Origin of the sequence: Saccharopolyspora sp. CA-218241 (assembly GCF_050954615.1) — a bacterium.
In the GTDB taxonomy this organism is placed as follows: Bacteria; Actinomycetota; Actinomycetes; order Mycobacteriales; family Pseudonocardiaceae; genus Saccharopolyspora; species Saccharopolyspora cebuensis.
In genome coordinates this window covers 1,692,375-1,708,503 of the sequence record NZ_CP191860.1, presented here as the reverse complement: position 1 = coordinate 1,708,503, position 16,129 = coordinate 1,692,375, and the positions used below count along the sequence as shown (strand labels likewise).

Genomic DNA, 16,129 nt, shown 5'->3' with positions numbered 1-16,129 from the left:
GCCGCTCCGCCGGGGCGCCGCCGCCGGGGCTCAGCCCAGCCGCGACCAGACCGCCACGTGGTAGCCGATGCCGAACGGGGCCGCGGAGTGGAGCGGTTCGGCGTGCCACCGGGCTCCCGAGGCCGCCACCACCCCGGGCATGGTCTGGAGGGCCGCGCGGCCGCGCACGCCGAGTTCGGCGAGCGCCGGGTCCAGGTCGCGCAGCGCCGCCGCGTCGGCCTCGGCCAGGGCGGTGCCGATCCGCTCGTCCAGCGGGGCGGCCCGGTCGTCCACCGGACGCGGTGACCGCTCGTCGCGGCAGTCGGTCCCGTCGGCCAGCACCAGCAGCCCGGTCGGCGCGCTGCCGGTCGACCGGTCGAGATCGGCCCCCCACCGCGCGCACCGATCCGCCGGGGCAGCGGGCTCCAGCAGGTGCGCTGCGACCGACGACGCCCCGGCGCGTTCCCGCAACCAACCCGCGATCAGACCGGGCAGCGGCAGCTCCGGATCCGGCGCCGCCGGTTCTCCGAGCGAGACCCGGACGTCGACGCCGTAGCCCGCGAAGGTGCCCGCGCTCGCCGGGGGCAGCACCCGGGGCCGGTGGGATCTGCCGCGACCGCCACCCATTCGGGGGCAACGTCGGTCAAACTGGAGGCGGCGCGCGAACAGGCGCCCCGCAGTTGCGCGAGCTCCGGGCCCGACCCCGCGGTCAGCTCCGGGACCAGCAGCGGCGGGCAGGGCACCACGGCGATACGGGTGATCACATCCGTGCACGGTAGAGGGCACGTCCGGCACCGGCCGGAGCAGGTGGGCGCGGGCGGCGCCACCCTGCCCGCTGCACCGGAGCGGGCCGCTGATGACAATGGTGCCGTGCAGGTCATCACCCGATCCCGGCGGCGCCGCGCCGCGGCGATCGCGCCGCGGAGTACCGCAGCGGGTCGTGACCTGTTTGAATGCGCCAACGGAGGCCGGACCGGTGCACGGTCCGGGTCACCGCTTGCTGGGCCCCGCCGCCGCGGGGCGCCCGTGCCCGGCACGGGCATCGGAGCGGGCACGCTAGGAGGAAGCCGGCCATGACGCACCAGGACACCACCCCCGACGCCGCCGCGGCCAACGCGGCGACCACGGACTCGGCGACGGGTCCGGCGACCGCGGACGGGTCCACCACGGCCGCGCCCGCAGTGCCGCCCGCCTCGCAGAACCCGGCGCGGTGGGGCCGGGTCGACGAGGACGGCACCGTCTACGTGACCACGCCCGACGGGGGCGAGCGCGCCGTCGGGTCCTGGCAGGCGGGCGAAGCCGCCGAAGGGCTGGCGCTCTACGCGCGCAAGTTCGACGACCTGCGCACCGAGGCCGAGCTGCTGGAGAAGCGGCTCAGCTCCGGCTCGGGCGACCCGAAGCAGGCGCTGAGCAGCGCCGAGCACCTGCGCGACGGGCTGGCGGAGGCCGCCGTGGTCGGTGACCTGGCTGCCCTGGGCGCGCGGCTGGACCACGTCGTCGGCCGCGCCAAGACCGCCGTGGACAACGCCAAGGTGGAGAAGGACCGCGCCAGGGCCGACGCGGTGGCCCGGAAGGAAGCGCTGGTCACCGAGGCCGAGGAGATCGCCGCCGAGGCCACCCACTGGAAGACCGCGGGCGACCGGCTGCGCGCCATCCTCGACGAGTGGAAGACCGTCCGCGGCGTCGACCGCAAGACCGACGAGCAGCTCTGGCGCCGGTTCTCCAAGGCCCGCGACGCGTTCAGCAGGCGCCGCGGCTCGCACTTCGCCGAGCTGGACCGGCAGCGCGCCGCCGCCAAGACCCGCAAGCAGGAGCTGGTCGAGGAGGCCGAGGGCCTCATCGACTCGACGAACTGGGCCGACACCGCGAACCGCTACAAGCAGCTCATGGCGGAGTGGAAGGCCGCCGGGCGGGCGCCGAAGGACAGCGACGACGCGCTGTGGCAGCGGTTCCGCACCGCGCAGGACACGTTCTTCAGCAGGCGGTCCGAGGCGTTCTCCGAGCGCGACGCGGAGTTCGCCGAGAACGCCAAGCTGAAGGAGGAGCTGCTGGCCGAGGCCGAACGGCTGGACCCGGCCGCCGATCTCCAGGGCGCGCAGCAGGCGTTGCAGCGCATCCAGGGCCGCTGGGACGAGATCGGCAAGGTGCCCCGGGAGCGGATGCGGGAGCTGGAGGGCAGGCTGCGCGCGGTCGCCGACTCGGTGCGCGACGCCGCCGACGCCCGGTGGCGGCGCACCGACCCGGAAGCCCAGGCGCGGGTCGACCAGTTCCGGGAGCGGGTCGAGCAGTTCCAGGCGCAGGCGGACAAGGCCCGCGCCGGGGGCGACGAGCGCCGGGCGAAGAAGGCCGAGGAGCAGGCGCAGCAGTGGCGGGAATGGCTCGCCGCCGCGGAGCAGGCCCTGGCCAGCCGCTGATCAGCCGGGCGGCGGGTCCGCCGGGACTCGCCGCCCCCCGCCCGGATCGCGGCGGGCGATCAGCTCAGTCCTGGCTCCAGACGATCTTCATCCACTGCACGCCGAGCACCAGCATGCACAGCACCGCCAGGACCAGTCCGAACGACGGTCCGGCGACGCCGCTGGTCTGGCGGGACCAGATCGCGATCATGCCCTCGAAGGTGACCATCAGGCCGCCGAGGCCGGCCAGGAAGGCGATCACCCACCGCCGGGTGATCAGCGCGAGGGAGCCGAGCCCGACACCGACGACGGTGGCGTTGGTGGAGAACAGCCAGGGCAGGAAGCCGATGTCGAGGTCCGGATCGGCCTGGCCGGTGAGCACCTCCCACCCGGCGGCGTCGCCGACCCACGGCAGCACGGACGAGAACACCAGCACCAGGATCACACCGGCCAGCACCAGCGCCCGCGAACCGGGGTCGAAGGTGCGCAGGACCTCCCGCTCGCTGCGGGACAGCGCTCGGGTGCCTTCTCGGGTCTTCTCCGGTTCGCTGCTCAACACGCACATCCCTGCTGCACTGCGGTTTCCTGGGTCGGGGCGCCGAAGGACGGCAGTCCCAGGGTCACCCCGGAGGTCTTGGGCCGGACGCCTTCCTCCCAGTGGTCACCGGCGCGGGTGCGGCGGTGCTGGTGCAGGTCGGCGTCGGCTACCAGGTGGTGCGGAGCGGCCTTGGTGATGGTGGTGCGCACGACGTCACCGGGCCGGATCTCCCGGTCGATCGCCCCGCCGGGCGCGAAGTGCACCAGCCTGCCGTCCCGGGCGCGGCCGGAGAGCCGGCGGGTGGCGGTGTCCTTGCGACCCTCGCCCTCGGCGACCAGCAGCTCGACCTCGCGGCCGACCAAGGCGCGGTTCTCCGCCCACGAGATCTCGTCCTGCAACGCCACCAGCCGCTCGTAGCGCTCCTGCACGACCTCCTTGGGGAGCTGGTCGGGCATGTCGGCGGCGGGGGTGCCGGGGCGCTTGGAGTACTGGAAGGTGAACGCGCTGGAGAACCGGGCCTGCCGGACGACCTCCAGCGTCTGCTCGAAGTCCTCCTCGGTCTCGCCCGGGAAGCCCACGATGATGTCGGTGGTGATGGCGGCGTCGGGCATCGCCTCCCGCACGTCGCGCACGATGCGCAGGAAGCGGTCCGAGCGGTAGGAGCGGCGCATCGCCTTGAGCACCCGGTCGGAACCGGACTGCAGCGGCATGTGGAGCTGGTGGCAGACGTTGGGCGTCTCGGCCATGGCGGCGATCACGTCGTCGGTGAAGTCCCTCGGGTGCGGCGAGGTGAACCGGACCCGCTCCAGCCCCTCGATCTCGCCGCAGGACCGCAGCAGCTTGCCGAAGGCGTAGCGGTCGCCGAACTCGACGCCGTAGGCGTTGACGTTCTGCCCGAGCAGCGTCACCTCCAGCACGCCCTCGGCGACCAGCGCCTCCACCTCGGCCAGCACCTCGCCGGGGCGGCGGTCCTTCTCCTTGCCGCGCAGCGCGGGGACGATGCAGAAGGTGCAGGTGTTGTTGCAGCCGACCGACACCGACACCCAACCCGAGTAGGCGGATTCGCGCCGGGCGGGCAGCGTGGAGGGGAAGACGTCCAGCGACTCGAGGATCTCGACCTCGGCCTCGTCGTTGTGCCGGGCCCGCTCCAGCAAGGTCGGCAGCGAACCGAGGTTGTGGGTGCCGAAGACGACGTCGACCCACGGCGCCTTCTTGACGATGCTGTCGCGGTCCTTCTGGGCCAGGCAGCCGCCGACCGCGATCTGCATGCCGGGGTTGGCGTCCTTGGCCGGGCGCATGTGACCGAGCGTGCCGTAGAGCCGGTTGTCGGCGTTCTCCCGGACCGCGCACGTGTTGAACACGACCACGTCGGGTGACGCCCCGGTCACCGCGCGCACGTATCCGGCGTCCTCCAGCATTCCGGCCAGGCGCTCCGAATCGTGCACGTTCATCTGGCAGCCGTACGTCCGGATCTCGTAGCTCCTGGCGCCACCGCTCGTGCTCACCGTTCCACCGTAGCTCCTGGTCAGTTCCGCCGTTCACCCGCCCGGACGCGCTGCCGCGGTGCCGAGCCGCGACCGAACCCCCGCGGCGACCCCGGGGCCCGGCGCGGCATTTGCCGGATTTCTCGAAGTAACCGAGTTGCAACCGGTGTTTGCCCGATCCGTCTGGACTAACCGGTTCCGGCGGCTTAGGTTCCTGCCAACGAAATCCGATTCGTACCAGGAGAAAGCATGGCCGAAGCTCCCCCGGACGCGCCGATGATCCGGATGTCCGCGGTCGACAAGCACTTCGGCCCGTTGCACGTGCTGCGGGACATCACGCTGGAGGTGCCGCGCGGACAGGTCGTGGTGGTGCTCGGGCCGTCGGGCTCGGGCAAGTCGACGCTGTGCCGCGCGATCAACCGGCTGGAGCCGATCGACTCCGGGACCATCGAGATCGACGGCGTCCCGCTGCCCGTCGAAGGTCGCGCGCTCGCCGGGCTGCGCTCCGACGTGGGCATGGTGTTCCAGCAGTTCAACCTCTTCGCGCACAAGACGATCCTGGACAACGTGACGCTCGGGCCGATCAAGGTCCGCGGCCTCGGCAAGGAGGCGGCGCGCGAGGAGGCGATGCGGCTGCTGGACCGGGTGGGCATCGCCGACCAGGCGGCCAAGTACCCGGCCCAGCTCTCCGGCGGCCAGCAGCAGCGGGTGGCCATCGCCCGCGCGCTGGCGATGAAGCCGAAGGTGATGTTGTTCGACGAGCCGACCTCCGCGCTGGACCCGGAGATGGTCAACGAGGTGCTCGACGTGATGACCGCGCTGGCCGACGAGGGCATGACCATGCTCGTGGTCACCCACGAGATGGGCTTCGCCCGCCGCGCCGCGCACCGGGTGCTGTTCATGGCCGATGGCGAAGTGGTCGAGGACGCCTCCCCCGACACGTTCTTCAGCGCGCCGGAGAGCGACCGCGCCAAGGACTTCCTCGGCAAGATCCTCACCCACTAGCGTCCAGAGAGGGGCACGCAATGCGAGGCAAGAAGGTTCGGTTCGCCGGGGTGCTGGCGGCATCGCTGGCCCTGGTGCTGACCGGCTGCGGGGGCGGCGGCGAGAACCGGCTCGCCACCGGCGGCACCGACGCCCAGGCCGAGGTCGACGCGAACGCGCAGTTCGAACCCGGCACCACGATGGCGGCGCTGCAGCAGCAGGGCACCATCCGGGTCGGCACCAAGGTCGACCAGCCGCTGTTCGGCCTCAAGGGGCTCGACGGCCAGATGCAGGGCTTCGACGTGGAGATCGCCGAGATCGTCGCGGGCAAGCTGGGCATCGCCCCGGAGAACATCGAGTGGGTGGAAACGCCCAGCAAGACCCGCGAGGAGGTCCTCGAGCAGGGCCGGGTGGACATGGTGGTGGCCACCTACACCATCAACGACGCCCGCAAGGAGCGGATCAGCTTCGCCGGGCCCTACTACCAGGCCGGGCAGGACCTGATGATCAAGGCCGACGACACCTCGATCACCGGCCCGGAGTCGCTGCGCCCGGCCGGCGCCAAGGTCTGCTCGGTCATCGGCTCGACGCCCGCCGAGGAGATCAAGAAGTACGTCGACGCGTCGAACCTGGTCCTGTTCGACGTGTACTCCAAGTGCGCCGACGCGCTGCGCACCGGCCAGGTGCAGGCCGTCACCACCGACAACGTGATCCTGCTCGGGCTGGTCGAGAAGAGCGGCGGCGAGTTCAAGCTGGTGGAGAAGCCCTTCACCGAGGAGCCGTACGGCATCGGCATCAAGAAGGGCGACGTGGCGTTCTGCGAGTTCATCAACCAGTCGCTGACCGAGGCGGCGCAGGACGGCGCCTACGAGGCGGCCTGGAAGGCGACCGCGGGCACCGTCTCCGAGCGGACGCCGCAGCTCCCCGAATTCGATCCCTGCAGCTAGTTCACCGCGGAAGGGTGCCGCCCGGTCCGGACGGCACCCTTCCTCATGGCCGGAGTTGACCCGTGGACGTCATCATCGACAACCTCCCGCTGTACCTGGACGGGCTGGTGCGCACGCTGCAGATCTGCGCGTACGCCGCCGCCCTCGCGCTGGTGCTCGGCGTGATCATGGCCGGTTTCCGGGTGTCACCGCTGCCGCCGCTGCGCGGCTGCGGCTCCGCCTGGGTGACCGTGCTGCGCAACTGCCCGCTCACCGTGGTGCTGTTCTTCATGGCCTTCGGGCTGCCCGAACTGGGCTTCAACGGCTCGTACTTCTGGTTCGGCACGATCGGTCTGGCCCTCTACACCTCGGCGTTCGTCTGCGAGGCGATCCGCAGCGGCATCAACGCGGTGCCGCCCGGGCAGGCCGAGGCCGCCCGGTCCATCGGGCTGACCTTCGGGCAGTCGCTGACCATCGTGGTGCTGCCGCAGGCGGTGCGGACCGTCGTCCCGCCGCTGGGCAACGTGTTCATCGCGATGATCAAGAACTCCGCGATCGTCGGCGCGTTCGGCGTCGGCGGCGACCTGTTCGCGGTCGGCGACACGCTGACCTCCGCGCGCGGGTTCGCGGCGCTGCCCGTGCTCACCGGGGTGGTGCTCGGCTACCTGGTGATCACCATCCCCGCCGGGCTGCTGCTCAGCTACGTCGAGCGGAAGGTGGCGATCGCGCGATGACGACGAACTCGGTGCTCTACGAGACGCCCGGGCCGCAAGCCAAGCGCCGGTCCCTGATCGGCAGCGCGGTGGTCGGCCTGGCGCTGGCCGGGGTGCTGGCCTGGGTCCTGGTCCGGCTCGGCACGCAGGGGCAGCTCACCGCCGAGAAGTGGGGCCCGGTGCTGAACCCGGCCGACGGCACGTTCACCGCGCTGTGGTCGCTGCTCGGCCGGGGCCTGGCCAACACGGCCGCGGCCGCCGCGCTGGCGATGGTGTTCTCGCTGGTCATCGGCACCCTGCTCGCGGTGACCCGGCTGGTCAGCGCGCCGTGGTACCGGTGGATCGTGGTCGGCGTGGTCGAGGTGCTGCGCGGCGTGCCGGTGGTCATCGCGATCTTCTTCGCCGCGCGGGTGCTGCCGGAGTTCGGACTCCAGCTGCCGACGCTGTGGTTCCTGGTCATCGGGCTCACCGCGTACAACTCGGTGATCATCGCCGAGATCGTGCGGGCCGGGATCCTGGCGCTGCCCAAGGGGCAGAGCGAGGCCGCCTACGCCATCGGCCTGCGCCGCGGGCAGGTGCTGACCACCGTGCTGCTGCCGCAGGCGTTCCGGGCGATGATGCCCGCGCTGATCAGCCAACTCGTGGTGATCGTGAAGGACACCTCGCTGGGCTTCATCATCGCCTACGTGGACGTGCTGCGGCAGGCGCAGGTGATCATCCAGAACCTGAACAACCCGATCCAGATGTTCTTCGTGGTCGGCGTGCTGTTCATCGTGATCAACTACGCGCTGAGCCGGGTGGCCACCTACACCGAGCGCAGGCTCAGCCGGGGCCGCAAGGGCAGCACGGTGGTCACCGCCGAAGTCGACTGATCTGCGCCCCCACCCGGACGAGTGAGGGGCACCTTCGTCCGACCATGCCGGATGAAGGTGCTCCTCACTCGGATCAGGTGGCCGGGGCGGGTTGGGCGCAGGTCGGGCAGCGGCGTTGGACGCCCTGGAGCAGGGCGCTCAGCGCTTGTGGCCCGGGCGGGCCGAAGGAGATCGTGAGCGCCACCGCACCGGCGACCCGGAAGACCTCCTCGTTGCGGACGTCGGTGAACCACCACAGCACGGGGCCAGCGGTCCGAGGACCCGGGAGAGCTCCTCCTGGTGCTGCATCGCCCAGCGGAACAGGTCGGTGAGCTGCTTGAACCGGCGTTCGCCCGAGGTCGGCACCAGCCCGCGCCCACCCGCGACCCGCTCGCCGTGGTCCAGCGCGACCTGCTCGGCCGCGCCCCACTCCCGGTCGTGCACCGGCCGGTGGTCCAGCCGACCGGCGCGCAGGTCGACCAGGTAGGCCGCCCACTCACCGGTCCCGGGGTTGCCGAAGTCGTCGGCGCCGGGCCGACGCGCCACGACGAGGCTCCGCTCGAGCGCTTCGAGCAGCCCCGAGCCGGTGACCGCCAGCCAACTGCCCGGGTCGCCCACGCCCCAGTCGCGCTGCGCGTCGAGCACCGCCGCGATGGCCGCCCAGCGCCGGAAATCCCGCTCGTACCGGGTGCCGTACCGCTGCACCAGGCGGACGAAGTGGGCCCGGTCGGCCACCGGCATCCGGGCGATCTCGCCGAGATCGCAGCGCAGCGTGGTGGCGCAGTGCTCCGGCGAGGGCGGAGCGGCAGCGGTGGCCGGGACGGCGAGGCCGACCGAGGCGACCACCACCAGCACGAGGGTGGCCAGGCGGCGGAACAGCGGCGGACCGGACATGGGGCCTCCGAGGACGACGCGGCGGGATCGCGATCATCCAACCGCCGCCCCGCACCGCCGTCCATCTCCCCGGCAGGTGAGTCGGCCCCTCGACCAGGTGATCTCGCGGTGGCCCCGGACGCGGCCCGGGTCAGCGCGGGCGTGCGGGGATGCCCTCGCGGCCGAGGGTGGCGTCGTAGGCGCGCTGCCAGGAACCGTCGGCCACCGCGGCGTCCAGGATCCCCTCGAACTCCTCGACCATGGCGTCGTCCCCGCCGCGGACCACGACGAAGCGGGGTTCGTCGGTGACCGCGTACGGGCCGACGTCGGCCAGATCGGCCCGGCCCCCGGCCTGCCAGCCGATCACCGCGTCGACGCTGCCGCTGGCCAGCGCGTCGTAGAGCAGGCTCGGCGGCAGCATCCGGTAGGTGACCTCGGTGTCGGGATCGAGACCGAGGCGGGTGGCCAGCAGCCCGGCGATCTCCACGTCGAATCCCGCGTACTCGCCCGGTCCGACGCGCGCGGCGAAGGCGGGCGCGTCGTTGCGCACCCCGACGTGGAACTGGCGGTGCTGCTTGATCTCCTCGATGGTCGGCGAGGAGTCCAACCCGACCGAGGTGTCCGCCGACGGACGCGGTACCGGGGGCGCGCTCGACGGCGCCTCGCGCGGCGGGAAGGCGTTCGACGCCGAGGGCACCTCCTGGCCGCAGGACGTCAGCACCGCGACGACGGCCACCACTCCGGCCAAGGCCCGGATCCGCATGAGCACTCCTTCCGCCGGTTCCATGATCGCGCACCGGAGCGGGCGTCGGGGAACCCCTCGCGGAAAAGGCGCGCGCGGCTGGGGCGGTCACCGGCTGGATCGATTTTGAAATCCACGACTGACCCATTAGTGTGGCTGCCGTCACCCGGCGCCAGCGTTGTCGCCTCCCACCACGTGTCCGGAGGCAACCATGACGCCGATGAACCGCGTCGTCGACCAGGTCACCCGGCGCATCGTCGAACGCAGCAGACCCACCCGCGAGGCCTACCTCGCGCGCCTGCGCGACGCCGCGTCCACCCGCCCGGCCCGCACCGAGCTGCCCTGCAGCAACCTGGCGCACGGCTTCGCGGCCTGCTCCGGCCCGGACCGGCTCGCGGTGCGCGGTGCCACCAAACCCGGCGTGGCGATCGTCTCCGCCTACAACGACATGCTCTCGGCGCACCAGCCCTACGCCGACTACCCGGGGCTGATCAAGGACGCCGTGCGGGAGGCCGGCGGTGTCGCGCAGTTCGCCGGCGGGGTCCCGGCCATGTGCGACGGGATCACCCAAGGCCGCACCGGGATGGAGCTCTCGCTGTTCTCCCGGGAGGTCATCGCGATGGCCACCGGGGTCGCGCTGTCCCACGAGATGTTCGACGGGGCCCTGCTGCTCGGGGTGTGCGACAAGATCGTGCCGGGACTGCTCATCGGCGCGCTGTCGTTCGGCCACCTGCCCGCGCTGCTGGTGCCCGCCGGACCGATGCCGTCCGGGCTGCCCAACGGCGAGAAGAGCCGGATCCGGCAGCTATTCGCCGCCGGCGAGGCGACCCGGGACGACCTGCTGGCCGCCGAATCCGCCTCGTACCACTCCCCCGGCACCTGCACCTTCTACGGCACCGCGAACTCCAACCAGCTCGTCGTCGAGGTGATGGGGCTGCACCTGCCCGGCGCGAGCTTCGTACCGCCCGGCACGCCGCTGCGCACCGCGCTGACCGAGCACGCCGCCCGACGGGTGGTGGAGATCGGGCCGAGCACCGACGACTACACGCCACTGGGCGAGGTCCTCGACGAGCGCGCCATCGTCAACGGCGTGGTGGCGCTGCTGGCCACCGGCGGGTCGACGAACCACACCCTGCACCTGGTCGCCATCGCCGCCGCCGCGGGCATCGAGCTCACCTGGGACGACTTCGCCGAGCTCTCCGCCGAGGTGCCGCTGCTGGCCCGCGTCTACCCCAACGGCTCGGCCGACATCAACCACTTCGCCGCCGCGGGCGGGGTGCCCACGCTGGTGGGCTCGCTGCTCGACGCCGGGCTGCTGCACCCGGACGTGCGGACCGCGGCGGGCCCGGGCCTCGACCGCTACCGCGAGCAGCCGTTCCTGGAGGACGGCGCACTGGTCTGGCGGCCCGCGCCGCGCCGCAGCCTGGACCCGGACGTGCTGCGCGACGTCGACGAGCCGTTCGCCCCCGAAGGCGGGTTGCGGGTGCTCGACGGCAACCTCGGGCGGTCGGTGATCAAGGTGTCGGCGGTGGCCGCCGACTACCGCTCGGTCACCGCCCCGGCGCGGGTGTTCACCGACCAGCACGAGTTCACCGCCGCGTTCCGCGCCGGGGAGCTGGACCGCGACGTCGTCGTGGTGATCCGGGGCCAGGGTCCGCGCGCCAACGGGATGCCCGAGCTGCACGGGCTGACCCCCTCGCTGGGCGTGCTCATGGACAAGGGGTACCAGGTCGCGCTGGTCACCGACGGCCGCATGTCCGGGGCCTCCGGCAAGATCCCGGCCGCGATCCAGCTCACCCCGGAGTCCGCCGCCGACGGGCCGCTGGCCCGGATCGCCGACGGCGACGTGGTCCGCCTGGACGCCGACCGGGGGACCCTCGAAGTGCTCGTCCCCGACGCGGAGCTGGCCGCCCGCACCCCCGACCTCGGCGCGGCCGGACCGCAGTTCGGCACCGGCCGGGAGCTGTTCGGGGTGTTCCGCGACGCGGTCGGCCGCGCCGACCAGGGGGCGAGCGTGTTCACCGCACCGCGGACGTCCACGGCGGACGTGACAGCATGACGGCAACTCGCTCGGAGGAAGGGACGTGGACGTGAAGGCAGCTGAGGTGCTGGAGCTGAGCCCGGTCGTACCGGTCGTCGCCCTGGACGACGCGGGGCAGGCCGTGGACCTCGCGCGGGCGCTGGTGCGCGGTGGGATCGGCACCATCGAGGTCACCCTGCGCACCCCAGCGGGCCTGCCCGCGATCGAGCGGATCGCGGCCGAGGTCGAGGACATCGTGGTGGGCGCGGGGACGGTCACCGAGCCGGGGCAGGCGGCGCGGGCCGCCGAGGCCGGGGCCGGGTACCTGGTCACGCCGGGCGGCACCGACCGGCTGCTCGACGATCTCGACGAGGTCGGCCTGCCCTACCTGGCCGGGATCAGCACGGTCTCCGAGGCGATGCGGTTGGCCGAACGCGGGGTCTCGGCGATGAAGTTCTTCCCCGCCGAGGCCAGCGGCGGCGTGCCCTACCTCCAGTCGCTCAGCGGGCCGCTACCGGGACTGCGCTTCTGCCCCACCGGCGGGATCGGGCCGGACAACGCGCGGGACTACCTGGCGCTGCCCAACGTCGGTTGCGTCGGCGGCTCGTGGATCACCCCGAAGCGACTGCTCGCGGCCGGGGACTGGGGCGGCGTCGAAGCGCTCGCCCGGGAGGCCGCCGCGCTGCGGTGAACCGGCGGATCGCGGTGCCGTTCCGGACGGCACCGCGATCCGCCGGCGCGCCGGGTTCAGCCGGTCCGGCCGTCGACGCGGGCCAACGCCTCTGAGATCGAGTCCACCACCGGGCAGCCCGCCTCCTCCAGCGCGGTGCGGGACATCACGCCGGTGGTGAGCAGCACGCAGTCGGTGCCCGCCCGCTGCGCCGCGTGGGCGTCGTCGAGGACGTCGCCGATGAGTACCACGTCCCGCGGGTCGAGTTCCAGGGCGTCCATGTGCCGCACCAGGTGTTCGGCCTTGGACCCGCCGCCGAGATCCTCGCGGAGGCCGTCCACCCGGCTGAAGTAGCCGTCCAGGCCCATGCTGCTCACCAGCGGCACCAACTCGTCGTGGAACCACATGGACAGCAGCGATTGGCTGCGCCCGGTTCCCGCCCAGTCGGCGAGCAGGTTCGGGACCCCGTCGGCGAGGCGGCAGCTGTGCAGCAGGTCCCGGTACGCGTCGTGGTAGAGCACGTCGATGCGCGCCCAGTCCTGCTCGTCGAGCGAACGCCGCAGCAGGCGCTCGTAGCACTTCTGCAGCGGGCGGCCGAACAGCGAACGCCACTCGTCGATGTCGATGTGGTCGCGCTCGAACGCCGTGCACACCACGTTCACCGCCTCGACGACGGCGTGATTGTCGGACAGGAGTGTTCCGTTCCAGTCCCACACGATGTGGCGCGGGACGCGCGTGGCCAGACTCGTCACGGTCGTCGACTCTACGAGCCGGCGGCGAGGAAGCGAAAGCCGCTCCGCGTCACGGCTCCTCGCCCGCCTGCGGCTCGCCGTCCACACCCGAGCGTTCGAGTTCCTCGCGCACCACCCGGAAGGCGAGCCCCTCCGAGTAGCCCTTGCGCGCCAGCATCCCGACCAGGCGGCGCATCAGCACCGCGCCGTCGGTGGAGGTGGTGGAGCGGAGCTTGCGCCGCACGGCCTCGCGGGCCCGCTCCACCTCGTCGTCTTCGTCCACGGTGGACAATGCCGCCGCGACGAGGTCCTCGGACACGCCCTTGCGGCGCAGTTCGAAGCCGAGCGCCTTGCGCCCGAGGCCGCGGTTGCGCTGGCGTTCGTGCACCCACTCCGCGGCGAACGCCGCGTCGTCGACCAGACCGGCGTCGACGAACTTCCGCAGCACGCCGTCGGCGACCTCGTCTTCGAAACCCTTGCGCAGCAAGGCTTGCCGCAGCTCATCCCGGCTGCGGGCGCGCACCGCGAGCAACCGGTAGACCACGTCCCGCGCACGCTGCTCGGGAGTCCGCTGGGCCTCGTCGGCCGCCGGGGCCGGGTCGTCGCCGGAGGAACGGCCGCGCGCGCCGCGCCCCCGGCGATCACCACTGCCGTGCACCGGGATCAGAAGTCGACCGGAGCCGGCTCGGCCGACTCCTCGGCGTCCACGGTGGCGCCGATGCCGAGCTTCTCCTTGATCCGCTTCTCGATCTCGTTGGCGATGTCGGGGTTGTCCCGCATGAAGCGGCGGGCGTTCTCCTTGCCCTGGCCGAGCTGGTCGCCCTCGTAGGTGTACCAGGCCCCGGACTTGCGGACGATGCCCTGCTCCACGCCCATGTCGATCAGCGAACCCTCGCGGCTGATGCCGACGCCGTAGACGATGTCGAACTCCGCCTGCTTGAACGGCGGCGCCACCTTGTTCTTCACCACCTTGACCCGGGTGCGGTTACCCACCGCGTCCGAGCCGTCCTTGAGCGTCTCGATGCGCCGGACGTCCAGCCGCACCGAGGAGTAGAACTTCAGCGCCTTGCCGCCGGTGGTGGTCTCCGGCGAACCGAACATCACGCCGACCTTCTCGCGGAGCTGGTTGATGAAGATCGCGGTGGTCTTGGCGTTGTAGAGCGCGGAGGTCAGCTTGCGCAGCGCCTGGCTCATCAGCCGGGCCTGCAGGCCGACGTGGCTGTCGCCCATCTCGCCCTCGATCTCGGCGCGCGGCACCAGCGCGGCCACCGAGTCGATGACGATGACGTCCAGCGCGCCGGAGCGGATCAGCATGTCCGCGATCTCCAGCGCCTGCTCGCCGGTGTCCGGCTGGGCCACCAGCAGCCCGTCGGTGTCCACGCCGATCGCCTTGGCGTACTCGGGGTCCAGCGCGTGCTCGGCGTCGATGAAGGCCGCCGTGCCGCCGAGCTTCTGGGCGTTGGCCACGGCGTGCAGCGCCACCGAGGTCTTACCGCTGCTCTCCGGGCCGTAGATCTCCACGACGCGGCCGCGCGGCAGACCGCCGATGCCCAGCGCCACGTCGAGCGAGATGGACCCGGTCGGGATCACCTCGATCGGCGCCCGGGTCTCGTCGCCGAGCCGCATGACCGAGCCCTTGCCGTACTGCTTGTCGATCTGGGCAAGCGCGAGTTCCAGCGCCTTGCCTTTGTCGGGAGTCGTCGCTGCCATCGGGGGCCACCTCGGGGAGTCGGACTGCGTCGGGTCAGGGCCGACGCTACTGGCTGGGACCGACGATTTCCGCAGGGGCCGGGAGGCCGCGGGGAGATCGCGATCCGTTGCGCCACCATCATAGGCGAACGGGTGTTCGATCATCGGACCGACACGCCGGTCCCGTCGCTCGTCGGTGTGACGGTGCGATCACCGCCGACCGCGCGGACACTGGGACTCCCGGACACCGACCGGGGCACGGACCGCTGGAGCACCGGGGGCGCGGAGCCGCCGGTTCCGCCGATCGACGGCCACCGCGAGGAGGTGCCGATCATGACGACGCGCCGTTCCCTGCCGCCCGAACATCCGCTGAGCCGGATCTACCGGATCGTGGCAGCCCTGCTCGGTGCCGCACTGGTGGTCTACGGCGCCCTCGTGCTGGGCGGTCGGCCACCGCTGCTGGGGGCGGAGGGCGCCCAGGTCTACTTCTGGCTCTCCGGCAACGGGATGCTCGGGTACCTGTCCGTCGCCTTCGGCGCGGTGCTCGTGCTCGCGGCGGCCTGGGGCGGCAAGGTCGCCTCGACCACCAGCACGGTGGCCGGGGTGCTGTTCTTCCTCGCCGGGCTGGCGCACCTCGTGTTGTTCGCCACGACGTGGAACCCGCTCGGGTTCAACGCGGCGAACGTGGTGTTCAGCCTCGCCGCCGGGGCGCTGCTGGTGTTCCTGGGGGTCTCCGGCCGGGTCGGCGGCCCGCTGCCGCCCGACGACCCCCGGCACCGCGCCGCGGACCGGTTCCCCGAGCAGCGGACCGGCGAACGGCCGCCCGCCGGCTCGGCGCAGCAGCGGCTGGCCGACCTGCAGCCGCTGTCCCGGGACGAGGCCGCCGTCGCCGCGGGCACCTCCACGCCGCAGCAGCAACGGCGGGTCCGCGCCGAGGCGTGGCGCCACCAGCAGGAGGAACGCCGCCGGGCCTACGAGCACTACGCCGAGCAGCACCGCACCGAGGCCGACGAGATCAGCGCGCAGAACCCCTGGCAGGACGAGTACCCGGAGCCCCGCAGCGCGCCGCCCACCCGGGACCTGAGGTTCCCCCAGCGCGGCGACACCTGACCCCGGCGCACGACCGCTCCCGCACCGGGGCCCGAGGTCAGCGCCGCTCCGGCGGCACCTCGAACGCGTCGCAGACCGCCTGCCAGACCTCCTTGGGGGTGAACCCCGCCTCGAGGGCCTCGTCGATGGTCCGGCCGCCCAGCACGGCGAACACGTGGTCCTGGGCCATCATCTCGGCGCGGACCCGGCCGAACTCCTCGGCGAGCCGGTTGCGGAAGTGGGTGTGGCGCATCACCGCTGAGCCTACGCGCCGCCCGTATGCTGGGGGCGTGCTGCTCCTGCAAGCCGATCCGACCGGGCTGTCGTCACCGCTGGGCAAGCTGGTGATCGCGGCGATCCTGCTGACCGTCGTCGTGCTCGCCCTCCGGCACCTGTGGAACCGGCGCGGGCGCTGAGCCCGGCGGGACCGCGCCGCACGGCCGTTCG

Annotated in this window: 18 protein-coding genes; 9 read left to right on the top strand and 9 right to left on the bottom strand. The window is 72.6% G+C overall.

Annotated elements, in window-relative coordinates:
- Positions 1–30: 30 nt before the first annotated feature.
- Positions 31–570 carry a hypothetical protein gene (locus ACQP0T_RS08345; protein WP_433872041.1) on the bottom strand — a complete coding sequence of 180 codons (540 nt, stop codon included), beginning with the start codon at positions 568–570 and terminating at the stop codon, positions 31–33.
- Between the two features lie 482 nt (positions 571–1,052).
- Between ACQP0T_RS08345 and ACQP0T_RS08340 the strand changes: the two genes are divergently transcribed.
- Positions 1,053–2,393 carry a DUF349 domain-containing protein gene (locus ACQP0T_RS08340; RefSeq protein ID WP_433872040.1) on the top strand — a complete coding sequence of 447 codons (1,341 nt, stop codon included), beginning with the start codon at positions 1,053–1,055 and terminating at the stop codon, positions 2,391–2,393.
- 64 nt (positions 2,394–2,457) lie between these two features.
- Here the strand turns inward: ACQP0T_RS08340 and ACQP0T_RS08335 are convergent, their stop codons facing one another.
- Positions 2,458–2,928 (bottom strand): Rv2732c family membrane protein, encoded by a 471-nt coding sequence (locus ACQP0T_RS08335; RefSeq protein ID WP_433872039.1) that lies wholly within the window; start codon positions 2,926–2,928, stop codon positions 2,458–2,460.
- A complete protein-coding gene (miaB, locus tag ACQP0T_RS08330; RefSeq protein ID WP_433872038.1) occupies positions 2,925–4,415 on the bottom strand; it encodes a tRNA (N6-isopentenyl adenosine(37)-C2)-methylthiotransferase MiaB in 1,491 nt (496 codons plus the stop codon). The genes ACQP0T_RS08335 and miaB overlap by 4 nt, the downstream gene beginning before the upstream one ends.
- A 255-nt stretch (positions 4,416–4,670) precedes the next feature.
- Here miaB and ACQP0T_RS08325 point away from each other — a divergent pair, with 255 nt between their 5' ends.
- From ACQP0T_RS08325 to ACQP0T_RS08310, 4 genes are all read left to right on the top strand, one after another.
- Positions 4,671–5,399 (top strand): amino acid ABC transporter ATP-binding protein, encoded by a 729-nt coding sequence (locus tag ACQP0T_RS08325; protein ID WP_433873630.1) that lies wholly within the window; start codon positions 4,671–4,673, stop codon positions 5,397–5,399.
- Positions 5,400–5,419: 20 nt separating this feature from the next.
- Entirely contained in the window at positions 5,420–6,325 is a 906-nt protein-coding gene (locus tag ACQP0T_RS08320) for a glutamate ABC transporter substrate-binding protein (RefSeq protein WP_433872037.1), read from the top strand.
- Positions 6,326–6,387: 62 nt separating this feature from the next.
- Positions 6,388–7,038 carry an amino acid ABC transporter permease gene (locus tag ACQP0T_RS08315; protein ID WP_345365261.1) on the top strand — a complete coding sequence of 217 codons (651 nt, stop codon included), beginning with the start codon at positions 6,388–6,390 and terminating at the stop codon, positions 7,036–7,038.
- A complete protein-coding gene (locus tag ACQP0T_RS08310) occupies positions 7,035–7,889 on the top strand; it encodes an amino acid ABC transporter permease (RefSeq protein WP_433872036.1) in 855 nt (284 codons plus the stop codon). Before ACQP0T_RS08315 ends, ACQP0T_RS08310 begins: the two co-directional genes overlap by 4 nt.
- 138 nt (positions 7,890–8,027) lie before the next feature.
- On the opposite strand, the gene ACQP0T_RS08305 is transcribed toward ACQP0T_RS08310, so the two are convergent.
- A complete protein-coding gene (locus tag ACQP0T_RS08305) occupies positions 8,028–8,762 on the bottom strand; it encodes a hypothetical protein (RefSeq protein WP_433872035.1) in 735 nt (244 codons plus the stop codon).
- Positions 8,763–8,892: 130 nt separating this feature from the next.
- Positions 8,893–9,504, bottom strand: a complete 612-nt coding sequence (locus ACQP0T_RS08300) for a transporter substrate-binding domain-containing protein (RefSeq protein ID WP_433872034.1) — start codon at positions 9,502–9,504, stop codon at positions 8,893–8,895.
- 190 nt (positions 9,505–9,694) lie between these two features.
- Between ACQP0T_RS08300 and edd the strand changes: the two genes are divergently transcribed.
- Both edd and eda read left to right on the top strand, forming a co-directional pair.
- Positions 9,695–11,542: a phosphogluconate dehydratase gene (gene edd, locus ACQP0T_RS08295; RefSeq protein WP_433872033.1), complete on the top strand. Its 1,848-nt coding sequence runs from the start codon at positions 9,695–9,697 to the stop codon at positions 11,540–11,542.
- A gap of 25 nt (positions 11,543–11,567) precedes the next feature.
- Positions 11,568–12,194 (top strand): bifunctional 4-hydroxy-2-oxoglutarate aldolase/2-dehydro-3-deoxy-phosphogluconate aldolase, encoded by a 627-nt coding sequence (gene eda / locus ACQP0T_RS08290; protein ID WP_433872032.1) that lies wholly within the window; start codon positions 11,568–11,570, stop codon positions 12,192–12,194.
- 56 nt (positions 12,195–12,250) lie between these two features.
- Here eda and ACQP0T_RS08285 read toward each other — a convergent pair whose 3' ends face one another.
- From ACQP0T_RS08285 to recA, 3 genes are all read right to left on the bottom strand, one after another.
- Positions 12,251–12,925: an HAD family hydrolase gene (locus ACQP0T_RS08285; RefSeq protein WP_433872031.1), complete on the bottom strand. Its 675-nt coding sequence runs from the start codon at positions 12,923–12,925 to the stop codon at positions 12,251–12,253.
- Between the two features lie 49 nt (positions 12,926–12,974).
- The gene (locus ACQP0T_RS08280; RefSeq protein ID WP_433873628.1) at positions 12,975–13,448 is read right to left on the bottom strand and encodes a regulatory protein RecX; all 474 of its coding nucleotides are present in this window, start codon (positions 13,446–13,448) and stop codon (positions 12,975–12,977) included.
- Between the two features lie 119 nt (positions 13,449–13,567).
- The gene (gene recA, locus ACQP0T_RS08275) at positions 13,568–14,614 is read right to left on the bottom strand and encodes a recombinase RecA (protein ID WP_433872030.1); all 1,047 of its coding nucleotides are present in this window, start codon (positions 14,612–14,614) and stop codon (positions 13,568–13,570) included.
- Positions 14,615–14,926: 312 nt separating this feature from the next.
- Here recA and ACQP0T_RS08270 point away from each other — a divergent pair, with 312 nt between their 5' ends.
- Positions 14,927–15,703: a DUF4383 domain-containing protein gene (locus ACQP0T_RS08270; protein WP_345365244.1), complete on the top strand. Its 777-nt coding sequence runs from the start codon at positions 14,927–14,929 to the stop codon at positions 15,701–15,703.
- Between the two features lie 37 nt (positions 15,704–15,740).
- On the opposite strand, the gene ACQP0T_RS08265 is transcribed toward ACQP0T_RS08270, so the two are convergent.
- Positions 15,741–15,935, bottom strand: a complete 195-nt coding sequence (locus tag ACQP0T_RS08265; protein WP_345365242.1) for a DUF3046 domain-containing protein — start codon at positions 15,933–15,935, stop codon at positions 15,741–15,743.
- A 37-nt stretch (positions 15,936–15,972) separates the two neighbouring features.
- Between ACQP0T_RS08265 and ACQP0T_RS08260 the strand changes: the two genes are divergently transcribed.
- Entirely contained in the window at positions 15,973–16,098 is a 126-nt protein-coding gene (locus ACQP0T_RS08260; RefSeq protein ID WP_345365240.1) for a hypothetical protein, read from the top strand.
- Positions 16,099–16,129 lie beyond the last annotated feature (31 nt).

What these genes read in the sequence shown, in the direction of transcription:
- ACQP0T_RS08340 (WP_433872040.1), top strand. Translation starts at nt 1,053, where the DNA reads ATGACGCACCAGGACACCACCCCCGACGCCGCCGCGGCCAACGCGGCG.
- ACQP0T_RS08325 (WP_433873630.1), top strand. Translation starts at nt 4,671, where the DNA reads ATGATCCGGATGTCCGCGGTCGACAAGCACTTCGGCCCGTTGCACGTG.
- ACQP0T_RS08320 (WP_433872037.1), top strand. Translation starts at nt 5,420, where the DNA reads ATGCGAGGCAAGAAGGTTCGGTTCGCCGGGGTGCTGGCGGCATCGCTG.
- ACQP0T_RS08310 (WP_433872036.1), top strand. Translation starts at nt 7,035, where the DNA reads ATGACGACGAACTCGGTGCTCTACGAGACGCCCGGGCCGCAAGCCAAG.
- ACQP0T_RS08305 (WP_433872035.1), bottom strand. Translation starts at nt 8,762, where the DNA reads ATGTCCGGTCCGCCGCTGTTCCGCCGCCTGGCCACCCTCGTGCTGGTG.
- ACQP0T_RS08300 (WP_433872034.1), bottom strand. Translation starts at nt 9,504, where the DNA reads ATGCGGATCCGGGCCTTGGCCGGAGTGGTGGCCGTCGTCGCGGTGCTG.
- edd (WP_433872033.1), top strand. Translation starts at nt 9,695, where the DNA reads ATGACGCCGATGAACCGCGTCGTCGACCAGGTCACCCGGCGCATCGTC.
- recA (WP_433872030.1), bottom strand. Translation starts at nt 14,614, where the DNA reads ATGGCAGCGACGACTCCCGACAAAGGCAAGGCGCTGGAACTCGCGCTT.
- ACQP0T_RS08270 (WP_345365244.1), top strand. Translation starts at nt 14,927, where the DNA reads ATGACGACGCGCCGTTCCCTGCCGCCCGAACATCCGCTGAGCCGGATC.
- ACQP0T_RS08265 (WP_345365242.1), bottom strand. Translation starts at nt 15,935, where the DNA reads ATGCGCCACACCCACTTCCGCAACCGGCTCGCCGAGGAGTTCGGCCGG.